The sequence below is a fragment of the Furfurilactobacillus curtus genome, assembly GCF_045862785.1.
GTDB classification, from domain to species: Bacteria; Bacillota; Bacilli; order Lactobacillales; family Lactobacillaceae; genus Furfurilactobacillus; species Furfurilactobacillus curtus.
Window position 1 is genome coordinate 1 of record NZ_BQXO01000011.1, and the last position, 11,701, is coordinate 11,701.

11 protein-coding genes are annotated in these 11,701 nt (G+C 42.1%); 3 read left to right on the forward strand and 8 right to left on the reverse strand.

Translation table 11 applies throughout. The features are described 5' to 3' along the window. Positions 1 to 279 precede the first annotated feature (279 nt). The 8 genes from ACKTR2_RS09855 to ACKTR2_RS09890 form a co-directional block, all read right to left on the reverse strand. A complete protein-coding gene (locus ACKTR2_RS09855) occupies positions 280 to 369 on the reverse strand; it encodes a putative holin-like toxin (RefSeq protein WP_072672334.1) in 90 nt (29 codons plus the stop codon). A gap of 185 nt (positions 370 to 554) precedes the next feature. After that, positions 555 to 1,796 (reverse strand): restriction endonuclease subunit S, encoded by a 1,242-nt coding sequence (locus ACKTR2_RS09860; RefSeq protein ID WP_407884946.1) that lies wholly within the window; start codon positions 1,794 to 1,796, stop codon positions 555 to 557. Continuing rightward, the gene (locus ACKTR2_RS09865) at positions 1,786 to 3,408 is read right to left on the reverse strand and encodes a type I restriction-modification system subunit M (RefSeq protein ID WP_407884948.1); all 1,623 of its coding nucleotides are present in this window, start codon (positions 3,406 to 3,408) and stop codon (positions 1,786 to 1,788) included. The genes ACKTR2_RS09860 and ACKTR2_RS09865 overlap by 11 nt, the downstream gene beginning before the upstream one ends. A gap of 13 nt (positions 3,409 to 3,421) precedes the next feature. Beyond that, on the reverse strand, positions 3,422 to 6,589 hold the full coding sequence (locus tag ACKTR2_RS09870) for a type I restriction endonuclease subunit R (RefSeq protein WP_407884950.1): 3,168 nt from the start codon (positions 6,587 to 6,589) through the stop codon (positions 3,422 to 3,424). A gap of 163 nt (positions 6,590 to 6,752) precedes the next feature. Beyond that, complete coding sequence (locus ACKTR2_RS09875) at positions 6,753 to 7,121, reverse strand: hypothetical protein (protein WP_407884952.1); 369 nt, start codon at positions 7,119 to 7,121, stop codon at positions 6,753 to 6,755. Further along, the gene (locus ACKTR2_RS09880) at positions 7,114 to 7,434 is read right to left on the reverse strand and encodes an acetyl-CoA carboxylase (RefSeq protein ID WP_407884953.1); all 321 of its coding nucleotides are present in this window, start codon (positions 7,432 to 7,434) and stop codon (positions 7,114 to 7,116) included. Before ACKTR2_RS09880 ends, ACKTR2_RS09875 begins: the two co-directional genes overlap by 8 nt. Then, positions 7,427 to 8,728: a Y-family DNA polymerase gene (locus tag ACKTR2_RS09885; RefSeq protein WP_407884955.1), complete on the reverse strand. Its 1,302-nt coding sequence runs from the start codon at positions 8,726 to 8,728 to the stop codon at positions 7,427 to 7,429. The genes ACKTR2_RS09880 and ACKTR2_RS09885 overlap by 8 nt, the downstream gene beginning before the upstream one ends. A gap of 242 nt (positions 8,729 to 8,970) precedes the next feature. Beyond that, complete coding sequence (locus tag ACKTR2_RS09890; RefSeq protein WP_076661461.1) at positions 8,971 to 9,048, reverse strand: putative holin-like toxin; 78 nt, start codon at positions 9,046 to 9,048, stop codon at positions 8,971 to 8,973. 303 nt (positions 9,049 to 9,351) lie between these two features. On the opposite strand from ACKTR2_RS09890, the gene ACKTR2_RS09895 reads away from it, so the two are divergent. The 3 genes from ACKTR2_RS09895 to ACKTR2_RS09905 form a co-directional block, all read left to right on the forward strand. Further along, on the forward strand, positions 9,352 to 10,380 hold the full coding sequence (locus tag ACKTR2_RS09895) for an IS30 family transposase (RefSeq protein ID WP_407884957.1): 1,029 nt from the start codon (positions 9,352 to 9,354) through the stop codon (positions 10,378 to 10,380). 59 nt (positions 10,381 to 10,439) lie between these two features. After that, positions 10,440 to 11,438: an FRG domain-containing protein gene (locus tag ACKTR2_RS09900; RefSeq protein WP_407884959.1), complete on the forward strand. Its 999-nt coding sequence runs from the start codon at positions 10,440 to 10,442 to the stop codon at positions 11,436 to 11,438. A gap of 105 nt (positions 11,439 to 11,543) precedes the next feature. Then, positions 11,544 to 11,701 (forward strand): recombinase family protein (locus ACKTR2_RS09905; protein WP_057727171.1); only part of this gene is annotated, 158 nt, incomplete at its 3' end.

Sequence of the window (11,701 nt, forward strand, 5' to 3'; positions counted from 1 at the left end):
AAGTTAAATGATGTACACCATGAAATCAGTAATCGAACGCAAAAACAACTGAAAGCATTTGCTGAAGAAAATCCAGAAATTAAACGACCAGATTCTGAACCCGATCAAAGCCTAAAACGTTAGCCAGTTTTTAAGGGACATGCTATAATGTAATAGAAAAGGGAAGCCTTGCGCTAACAAGACTTCCCATGCAAGCCGCTTCAAAGGCGGTGGCAGAAATTTAATAAACGATTTTAGCTCGTCCTGTGACCTCTACCAAAGTTACGCAGGGCGGCTTTTTTATTTGTTCCTTTTGTCGATGTACGTTAGCAACGCTAAAATAAACATTGCAAATAGCAACATCAACGAGAGTGTCTGGAAGACGCTCATTGACTGTGCAACCTTCCTGAAGATTATTCCATGTTCCCATGGGCCTCACCTCGCAAGGGAAAAGACAGCCACCGCCCTTAAAACTTCCTGCGTAATCCATTATACAGGTGAATTAAGTGTTGACCAAGCACAATAAAAATTAAGTCATGGGGTTTCATAGGATCCTAAATTTGATCAAATTAAGCTCAGCAAAACATCTTTTGTAGATACCCTTTTTTAAGTTCTTGGAGTTTTTCAAGCTTACGCTGATGAAGGGTAATAGTGTCGTCGAGTTGTTTGAAGAATGAACCAATTTTTTGCTGTTCCTCGATTGAATTTGGGATTATTAGCACAGTACTGAAAAAATCAGTAGGGGCTATATTCAAAAGTCCATGATTACGTGCGCCTTCCGCAGCATTCTTCGCGACTTCCTTATACCACCTAGTTGTGTCGTAGTATGAAACCAAGAATTGGGAAGAAACATTTGTCGGTCTAAAAATAATATAAAGAGTTGAAAGAACTCCCATATCGTATTTATCGAGCCTCTTAATTGCTCCCCAGGGATATCCATTTGAATAGCTTTTATTGTAAGCAAATTCACCATTCTTAACTAGAAAATAACCACTGACATCACGGCTTGCAATTTGCTTGTCAAAGAAGTCATTCTGATCAATCAGACCATCTTGTGCAGAGATAGTTAACGGACGCCCCGACTCGTTATTTTTGTTCTTTCGAGTTACTCGTTCAGCCAAATTAGATAACTTACGCTGTTCCCAAGCGTCAGCAAACCCTGCAAATCTTAATTGCGGGAACTTGCTCCCATTTTGGGGGAACATTTTTTGCAAATAGCCCTGTTTAAGTTCCTTAAGCTTAGCTAACTTACGCTGGTTTAAAGTTATCAGATTATCTAGTTTTTGAAAGAAATCAAAGATTTTTTGTTGTTCGATTCGATTTGGAAAATTCAAATATCCATCTAGTGCGTCTGTATCCGTCACATTGATAGTATTTTTTGCACCTTTTGTTACTATTCTAGAAAGATAATGCGATGCAATATTATCGTCTCGTAGTTGAAGAGCAACAAACGGCGCAAATGATTTTTTAGTGGAGTGGTAGACAGCATATAGTGGACTTACAATGCCAACTATTGTCGCATATTGGAAAATACCATATGGAGCACCTTTTAATGGACTTTTAGTATAAACAAGATCGCCTAATTTGATTTTTTTATAATTTGAAACATCGTTGGCAGCAAAAGATCTGCCTTGGTATTCAATTTGATTAACAGTTCCCGCTTCACGCGATACTGATACAACTTCATTCTTACCAAATTGATTATCTGTATTTTTATCCTTCGATATAAGGACCATATCGCTTAACCTACGCTTTTCCCAAGGATCAGTGAAGCCTTTAAATCTTAATTGCGGATATTTAGCTTGGTTATCTTTCATTGTGAGCCTCCGGTTTTGACTGGTCATTCACCTGGGTGGTCACTAACTGGCTAGCTAATTCATTAAAGGCTTGTTCATTCTGACTGATTTCCTCGTCCAGTTGCTTTAGATCAGCTTTGACCTGGTTCAGATCAATCTCGGGTTCCGGTTCAAACGTATCAACGTAGCGCGGAATATTTAAATTATAATCATTCGCTTTGATTTCTGCCGGTGAGGCCACATGGGCATATTTATCGACATCTTGCCGGTTTTGATAAGTGGTCACAATTTTTTGAATATTGGCTGCCGTTAGCTTATTTTGATTCTTGTCCTTTTCAAATTCCCGGGACGCATCAATAAATAAGACGTCATCAGTGGTTTTGTGTTTCTTTAAAACCATGATCAACGTTGGAATACTGGTGGAATGAAAAATATTGGCGGGTAGTCCAATAATGGCATCAATCCGGTTATCCAGCAGGAGTTTTTGGCGAATTTTGCCCTCCTTAGCCCCCCGAAATAATACGCCATGGGGTAGGACAATGCCCATAGTCCCGTGTTCCTGCAAATGATAAAAGCCATGTAGCAGAAAGGCAAAGTCGGCTTTAGATTTAGGTGGTAAGACGCCATAGTCGCGGAAACGGGGATCAGACAAGCGTTTATCACTGTTATCCCAGTGCGCCGAGTAGGGCGGGTTCATAACGACGGCATCAAATAAGTAAGGCTCGTCAACGGGCCAATCTTTACTTAACGTATCCCCGTTGCGTAAGTGCATATCGTCATACGAGACCCCATGTAACATTAAATTCATTCGGGCCAGGTTAAAGGTCGTGGTGTTCAGTTCTTGGCCGTGATAACTCACTAAACCAGGTTCTTGCACGTGTTGTCCGACATTTAACAGCAGCGAACCAGAACCAACTGCTGGATCATAGATAGTCCGCACTTGGTTATCACCTGCATGGCGCTGATAAGTCACAATCTGGGCAATAATGTCGGACACCTGCCGCGGGGTATAAAATTCACCCGCTTTTTTACCAGAATCACTGGCAAATTGCGCGATTAAGTATTCATAGGCGTCACCTAGGACGTCGCCTTGATGATGAATAAGATCAACCGCATTTAAAGCTAACATAGTATCACTAATAGTTTGGTTTCGTTGTTGTAAAGAACTGCCTAATTTATTACTACTTAAATCCACATCGGCAAACAAGCCCGAAAAGTCTTGCGCTGAAGACAGATTCTGTGTCGACTGTTCTAGATCGTGAAGTGCTTGGGATAAATCATCTAATGCAAAAGTATGGGCTTGAATCTTGCCAATCAGGGTAGCGTACAACGCCTGGGGTTGAATTAAATAGCCGAGCGTGTTTTGCAAATACTCCACTAAACTGGGCTGCACCGAGATGCCTTCCAACTCGAACTGAGGATCCATATACTGAGCATATTTCTGAGTGACATTTTCGGTTTCGCCTGCCCAATCACTAAAAGTCGTTAAGGTTTTCTCGGATAGAAACCGATAAAAAATTAACCCCAATAAATAATTTTTATATTCAGAAGCGTCCATTTTCCCACGTAAAACATCGGCCGCATTCCATAGGGCGCTTTCAAGCTGACTAGCTTGCGTTGTTTTTTCTGACATTGTTTAACCTCACTTATTTTTGTAAATAGATTGCTAAATCGTGTTCAATAAACTGCCGCCAAGCGGCCTGGGATTTAATCCGGTATAGTGGCAAAATAGCTGGAATCTTCGGCCCAGTGGCAGTTTGAGCTTGTAAGGCCGCTGTTAAATTCGCTGACTGCGTTAATTCTTGTTCATGGTGCCATTCATCAGTACCCACGGTGTGTTCACGCGCTACCCGCAATAGGGCTGCTTGATCTAAGCCCCACGTGTGGGCAAAGGCCGTCGTTTTTTGGACCAATTGTCTCTGAGCGTAATCAGCCACCAACTCTCGAGCATTTAACGCTACTGGAGTTTGATTTTGAATACTCTGTTGCTGAAACTGTTGCATTTGTTGCTCAATATAAGGCATGGCTTCGCGAATTAACTGGGCCTGTTGCGGTTGCGTTTCCGCCAATTTATTCAAACTAGCCTGTACTTTGGCACTATTTTGCAGATAATCCGTCATATGCGCTTGGGCTTGATCAGGCGTCGAGTACTGTTGCTGTTCATCAATCCAATCTTGAATTAATTGCGTCAAATAATCATAATCCACCAAGACGACTGAACCAACGGCTAAGGAAAAGTCTAAAGCGGCCAACTCTTCGGGGACTTTCTCAGGCTCTTGGTTAGTAACCGCCGCTTTAATCCGCAGATATTTACCCGTATAGGATTCTACTTCGGGCTGAGCAATACCAAAGGCCTTTTCACTATTTTTCCAAGTGAAATCGTTGTACATGGATAAGGAATTCAATTGTTGATTCACTTGGCGAAAGGCTTTCACAAACTGTACCTTGGCAGTGGTTCCTTTCAGGTCATCGGCAGCCGTTGGTGTTGGAGCAATGGCTTTTAAATCCACCACAGCCTTTTGAAATTTTAAGACAGCCTGCTGATAAGTGGGACGAATGATGACATTAAAAGAGCCTTCGCCACTATATAACTTATAAGCTTCACGTTCATTAGCTTCCATGATTGCCGGTACCCGAAAGGTCACAATTTGGCCTTCTTGTTTTAATTCCCGGTTTTGGAGCCGGTTGGTGCGTGAGTAGGCTTGAATGAGTTCTTGATAAGCTAAGGTGCGGTCAACAAAGAGCGTGTTTAGCCGAGGGGCATCAAAGCCTGTTAATAAACGGCGTACGACAATCACTAAATTTATTTCTTGATCCGTTTGTAAATGAGCAAAGACAGCCTCACGCCGGGCGGCCCGTTTCGCGACATCTTCGTTGTAGAGATTCAAATCAGTTAAATCAAAATTAGTGTGATACTGCTGATTATAATCTTTTAAAATGGTGGCCATTTGGTCATGTTTTTGCGCACTCTGATCTTCGTTTTCACTTAATGAATAAGTAATCGCAATTCGGGGCCAATCAGGATCTAGCTGATTGTGAGTAGTCTTTTTCGCGGCTTTAAAGGCTTGATAATAGCGTTGCGCCATTTCAATGGAGCTGGTGGTTAAAATCGCATTGTAGTTGCCATGACCCAAACTCGTTTTACGTGGGCCTTTTTGTAAAATATATTGAACAACTTGTTGGATATGTTCATCAGTCTCAAAGTCAGCCGGAGTTAAATACGCTTCTTCCAAGTCCTTGACTGACATCGCTTGAATCTTGGCTTGAATTTTCGCTTCATCAGCCGTACTCAGCAGGCGGCCTTGCTTATCACGACGCGCTTTGACGCGCTGAGTTTCTTTTTCGAGGGCCCGGGTTATTAACGTGTCTTTCCCAATCGTCGTTACGTGTTCCACGTTAAACGGTAACACGGTTTGGTCCTCTAAGGCGTCTCGCAAGTTATAAACATGACAGACTTTACCAAATAGCTCCTCCGTCGTAACTGCTAGATCACCTTTGAGCTGTTTCTTGTTTTCATTAAAGATGGGGGTGCCGGTGTAACCATACCAATTACTATTGACAAACGCTGCCCGAATTTCCTTTTGCATCTTACCAAATTGCGACCGGTGGGCTTCATCAACAAAGAAGATCACCCGTTGCTTTAAAGTTTTACTAAAGCGGGATTGCTTACCGGTTGCCAGCTGGGCTTGCGTTTTTTTGACCGCCCGATGAAGTTTTTGAATCGAGGTGACCAAGACCTTACCGTCATTTTGTTGCAATTTACGCATTAAATCACCGGTGTTTTGGGCTTCGTTAATGGCAATATCATCATTGGCGGCATAGGCACTAAAGTTGCTGGTTGTCTGTTCGTCTAAATCCCGCCGGTCAACTAAGAAGATGACCTTATCGACACCGGGATCTTGCGCCGCTAATTTAGCGGTTTTATATGAGGTGAGTGTTTTACCAGAACCCGTGGTATGCCAAACAAAACCATCTTGATGGTCGTGAATCCGGTGCATCACGGCTTCAATCGCATAAATCTGATAAGGCCGTAAGAGAATTAAGCTTTGCCGCTCTTGGTCGATGACTGTATATTCACTGACCATTTTGTGGGCCATGGGAATATTAAGGACTTGGCGCGTGAACGCTAAACCGTTTTCCACGGGGTGATTATCCCGCGTCCGCCAATTAAACAAAAAAGCTTTATTGAAATGATCCGGTTCGGCATTCGCAAAATACGCCGTACTATCCGGCGTCATAATCACAAACATTTGCAACAGCGAGTAAATTCCCGTATATTTACCTTCCTGTGCGTATTTTTCAATTTGATTAAAAGCCTGGTTAAGTTCGACCGTGGCTTTTTTTAGTTCCAATTGAATTAAGGGTAACCCATTAATCAATAGGGTTACGTCAAAACGGCGATCAGGATCGACATCTTGAGTACCAGCTAACCGTGGTCGCACTGCTTGTCGGACAACTTCATAACTAGATTTACCGCCAGCGACGTCCGCTTTCCAAAATAACTCGAGTGTCACCGTGCCCAGCTTAGCACCATCACGTTCAACTTCCACTTTGCCAATGCCATTTTCGGCGGCTAGTAACTTAGCTGCTTCGTAAGGTGTCCGGACCTCAATCGCCCGTTTAACTTGATTAAATTCGGTATCAGTTAGGGGGTATCCCTGCAATTTAGCATAGTTATTGTTATTTAATTTATCACGAAAATTAGCCCATAATTGATCCGGCGTCGCACCATATAGGTCTTTTCGTTCCACCCATTGATTGCTTCCAGTCGTTAAGGTTTTAACAACTTCTTTTTCAAACGACAGTTCCAACATAAAAACAGTCCTTCCCCCACTTTTAAATTACTCACTAGTTTATTATACGCGAACAGATTAGCGTTTAGGCTTCATAATTTAATATAGCTAGGATACAAATAAAGCCAAATAGACAAGCATCAAAAAAACGGAAGGTTAATTATTAAGTAACCGTTCCGTCCTTTTATGTTGAAACATTTCGAATTTCTGGTAGTGGGATAAACCGATCAGCATCAACCACAATATCATTGGCATTGTAACCATGAATCAAGGTGGTGATATCTGGCCAATGACGGTTGTTTTGGTCAACCGTTTTTAGTTGAATGATCACTGGTTGTTGACGCTGATATGCGTCTGCCAGTTGTTGGGTTATCTCTGCTAAGGATTGTTGCGGTCGCGGAACATAGACTTCATTCAATTGCTGCTTCTGTTGGTTTAAAGCAGCAGTATGGTCGGATAAATAGAATCCCTGCCATTTCATCATGCCCCGGTCATGGTAATCATGTTCAAAAAAATGCTTAACCGTGCCTAAATCAAAGTCTTGGTTATTCAAGGGGCACCCGCTTTCGTTGAATCAGCTTTTGACTTGCCGGCCACCGTTCTCCTGTAAAGCCGACAAATTCGATCGTTAGCTTTATATCTTGTCGTAATGCTTTTAGTAAATTTTCTAAATCAGCTAAATCATAGTTAGCTAATTTATATAAGGGAACGGATTGCAAGCGCTCGTTAACCCGCTGACTGTTAAAAAACAGATTATAGGTCTGATCGTAGGTATCATTAGTCAACATTAACCAATAGCGGGTTTTGGGACGCCGCTTAAACAATAAGGTTAACCGACCCTTAATAATCTCGATATCGCTATTCATAGCTATTGCCTCCATTATGTCCGCCCACTAGTGAAGCCCGCTTGATAGCAGTGCCTCCCTTTAATAAACTGGTCGCGTAAACTAGTTTGGTGAACCCAAATTGCCGGTGAATTTCATCAATCACCTGGTTTAACCGGCTACGGCGAATTTGGTTGCGCGGGGTTTCAAATAAATTAAGTTGTTGGCCGGAGTTGGCACTTAGTTTACTGCTATAAACACCAATATTCCGGACAGCTTGACCGTCCCAATTCTGACGGAATAACCACAATAATTGTTGCGTCAAAACTTGATTGTCATTAGTTGGTTCAATTTTTAAAGCCTGGTTAAAGCCACCGCGACCATCTGCTTCAGCTGCGGCATAGGAAAACCCAATGCTTAGCGATAGACACCCCGCCAGTTTATGGTGGTGCCGAAGCCGCGCCGCCACCTGTTCCCCAATTTCTTTAATGACGGTTTCAATTTCGACTTGGTTAAAATAATCTCGTGGCAATACTTGCGAATTACCCAGGCTAGCTTCTTTAACCTTAGTTGGTTCCGTAACTTGCGCGCGATCAATTCCCCAGGCCGTAGCAAATAACTGGCTACCAATGACGCCAAGCTGCTGTTTGAGTAAATAAGGGTTGGTATGGGCTAGCTCATACATATTGTGAATGTGAAGGCGGTTCAAACGTTTCGCCATACGGGGGCCAATCCCCCAAACGTCCGTTAATTCAGTAATTGACCAAATTTTATCCGGCACAGTTTCGTAATGGATTTCACCGATCAATTCATGATTATGTTTAGCGTAAAGGTCTAAGGCTAATTTAGCTTGCACCGGATTGTCACCAATTCCCACGGTGGTATACAAGCCTAGCTTTTGCCGAACTGTCTTTTGAATCAAGCGTGCCACTTCGCGAACGGAATTGCCAAACAGCCGCCAAGTATGGGTCATATCAAGAATGCTTTCATCAATTGAATACGGCCAAACCTCTTTTTCAGTAGTAAATTGATGAAAGATCTGATTGATCTGCAAATTACGTTGAATATAAAGGTTCATGCGCGGGGGCACGACCCACAACCTGGGGTCATTGGGTAAGTCACGTTTACGGGAGACGTTGGCTTTAAGATGAAATAAGTGCTTAGCTTCGGGTGACGTGGCTAAAATGAGCCCGCCATTAGTATTTTCAGCTTCGCTAAGGACCACTAACGGGACTTTTAAGGGATTAAGGCCCCGGGCAACGGCTTCGCAACTAGCATAAAAGGACTTGTTATCGATTAAGAAGAACACGCCATGCGGTTCATCATCAAAAAACATTTAGATCACTTCCGTTAGCTTTTACCTGTATTGTAGCATATAAAGCAAACGTGTGTTCCCTAAGAACTGGCAGAAAGTTGATTAAAAATAGTCGAAAGTCCATTATAGTCATGCTATAATGTAGACAGAAAAAGGGAAGCCCCGCTGATAACAGGACTTCCCATGTAGAGCCGTTTAAGACGGTGGCAAACTTAATAGATTAGATCAAAAATAATCCATCTGCTCGCCAAAGCTAAGACGGATTATTTTTTTTGCTGACTTTTGATCAGCTCAACAATTAATGCGATTAAGGCCACGATAAAAGTACCGAAAGCCAGCATTAATTGTAAAGCGTCCGACACGGACACCTAGGCTACTCCTTTCGTTAGGATTTATGGGCTTTAAAGGTTTAACACCATAAGCACCACCTCCGATTGGAAATAGCCACCGCCTTAACTTCTCTACAGGCTTCAATTATACAAGAGGAATAAAATATTGGCTACGTTACAAGAAATCATTTTAGCGCGCGTTTTATAATCAAGTTAGCCAATTAGATCCAGCTAATTGAAAAAATAAAAAACACCAAGACAAATCTCTGTTATCATTGATGTTCCAACACAAAAATGAAAGAGGTTATTGTCTTGATGCAAGAACAGAATACCACAGTCCGAGAAAAAGGTCACCACCTAACTTCATTTGAGCGCGGCAGAATCGCCACCCTACACAGCCAAGGATACTCTAACCGCGCAATTGCTAGAGTTATCGGCGTTTGTCATCAACCAATCAGTAATGAACTACGCCGTGGTGAGATCGACCAAGTTAAAAAAGTGAACGGTCAACGGCAATATCACCGCGAGTACTCGCCAGAAGCGGCACAGGCCAAATACGAAGCTAACCGAATGTCCTGTCATCGACCTTTGAAACTCGCTGGTGTCGCTGACTTTATCAACTACTTTACGGCCCATTTGCACCAAGACGGTTGGTCGCCTGATGCCGCGGTGGGCCGTGCTAAACTTGAAGGCTTATATCAACCTGAGGAGATGGTTTCGACCAAGACGTTATACCACTATATCGATGCGCAACTACTTGAAGTCCGTAATCTTGATCTGCTCGAAAAAAACCGGCGCCGCACCAAACACCACCATTCACCCAAGCATAAGCGTCTGGCCGGACGAAGTATCGAAGAGCGACCTAAAAGTATTGATCAGCGCCAAGAGTTCGGTCACTTTGAGTTGGATACCGTAGTCGGTAAACGTAACGGCCAAGAAAGTGTCATTCTAACGCTGATCGAGCGCCAATCTCGCTGTCAGATCCTGCGTTTGATTGATGGCCGTGACGCCGATTCAGTCAACTACGAACTGGCTAAGATCTGCCAAGAATACGGGCACATCATGAAGTCCGTTACCGCTGACAACGGGGCAGAATTCGCAGCGGCGGGGACGGTGCTTGACGGGGTTGCCGACCTTTATTATGCCCACCCTTACCGCTCTTCAGAACGAGGCACAAATGAGGCGCATAATCGAATGATCCGTCGTGATGTGCCTAAGGGCCTGTCCATGGATACTTTAGGCCCTAGTGATATCCAAGCAGTGGAAGCCAAGCTAAACAACTTACCACGCCGGCAGTCAGGTTGCCAAACCCCAAAAGAGCTTTTCTCCGCTGCCGCTGGCTAAAGATTGAATCTTTAAAATATGAATATCAATGAAAATACTGTCTTGCCGGGATTTATTGCGTGGCTAATTTGTTCTTGCAATTTGGGGAAATCATTTTAGAAGCTAAGAATAATAACAATTTCATTTATCGAGGGTGTGCATTTGAAAATTATGATTTAGTTCCAACTCTAGCTAGAAAGCTAAGAGCCGAAAGGCCAAACCAAGATATAAGTTTTGACCAATATGATATTTTTGCTGCTATTGTAGAAAATGCAGCTAAACGGGGATATAGAGAAGTTAATATGAATGGAAACTCAAACGAACTTTCTCAGCATTACGGGATAGACACTAGTTATCTTGACTGGAGTTATTCGGTGTATGTAGCTTTATACTTTGCGTTCACTAGTTATATTAAACAGTTTGTTGACGAAAAAATTTTAGATCAAGATATCGATATTTGTAAAATGTATTGTCTTAGAGACGACTTCAATAAGCACAAGTATTGCATATATAGACTTAATAAGACCTTGTATGCTGAATTAAAGAAGCAATATCCCAAATTACCGCTAATAGTATATGATACTGATCATAAAAACAAAAGAATGGAATCACAACAGGGGCTGCTATCTAGCATAGATACAAATAATGTGGCGCAAGGTTCTAAGGTTCAAGATTCTCAAATTCAGATATTAGTCGACTGGCTTCATTCTAACAACTCCAGTGATTCTTTAGAAAAAAAAGACAATAAATACTTATGGAAGAACGAAACTCTTTTAGAAAAAATAACCTACAAACTACCGCAAAGGGATCGAAATTGTTTACAAAAATATTTACAAGAAAACGGCGTCACCAGTACAAAATTATTTCCAGATTTTGAGGGTGTAAAAAAGAACATAGAGTTTTCAGAAGACTATAACATTTTGAGAGATTGGGAAATCGACTATCAAGAAGCTCCTCTTCATTCAAATTTTATAGCCAAAGAAGATTTATTGAAAATGGCAAATGGAGATCAGAAGGTTATAGATTCAAGATTAAATACAGATCAGCTAAAGGAAGGCGAATTTTTCCTTTTTCACTAAGTTAGTTTAATAACCAATAGGGTATACCCTAGTGGCCTTTTTTATTTCTGTGCTATACTAGGAATTACAAGTGTTCATTAGAACTGTCCAAAAGGAGAATTGGAAATGGCTAAAATCGGTTATGCGCGTGTGAGTTCCAAGGAGCAACATTTAGATCGACAGTTAGCGGCTTTAAAAGACGTTGACAAATTATTTACGGATAAATTAAGTGGGGCTAACACTAATCGGCCAGAACTGCAAAAAATGCTGGCCTATATTCGTGA

What these genes read in the sequence shown, in the direction of transcription:
- ACKTR2_RS09855 (WP_072672334.1), bottom strand. Translation starts at nt 369, where the DNA reads ATGAGCGTCTTCCAGACACTCTCGTTGATGTTGCTATTTGCAATGTTT.
- ACKTR2_RS09860 (WP_407884946.1), bottom strand. Translation starts at nt 1,796, where the DNA reads ATGAAAGATAACCAAGCTAAATATCCGCAATTAAGATTTAAAGGCTTC.
- ACKTR2_RS09865 (WP_407884948.1), bottom strand. Translation starts at nt 3,408, where the DNA reads ATGTCAGAAAAAACAACGCAAGCTAGTCAGCTTGAAAGCGCCCTATGG.
- ACKTR2_RS09870 (WP_407884950.1), bottom strand. Translation starts at nt 6,589, where the DNA reads ATGTTGGAACTGTCGTTTGAAAAAGAAGTTGTTAAAACCTTAACGACT.
- ACKTR2_RS09880 (WP_407884953.1), bottom strand. Translation starts at nt 7,434, where the DNA reads ATGAATAGCGATATCGAGATTATTAAGGGTCGGTTAACCTTATTGTTT.
- ACKTR2_RS09885 (WP_407884955.1), bottom strand. Translation starts at nt 8,728, where the DNA reads ATGTTTTTTGATGATGAACCGCATGGCGTGTTCTTCTTAATCGATAAC.
- ACKTR2_RS09890 (WP_076661461.1), bottom strand. Translation starts at nt 9,048, where the DNA reads ATGCTGGCTTTCGGTACTTTTATCGTGGCCTTAATCGCATTAATTGTT.
- ACKTR2_RS09895 (WP_407884957.1), top strand. Translation starts at nt 9,352, where the DNA reads ATGCAAGAACAGAATACCACAGTCCGAGAAAAAGGTCACCACCTAACT.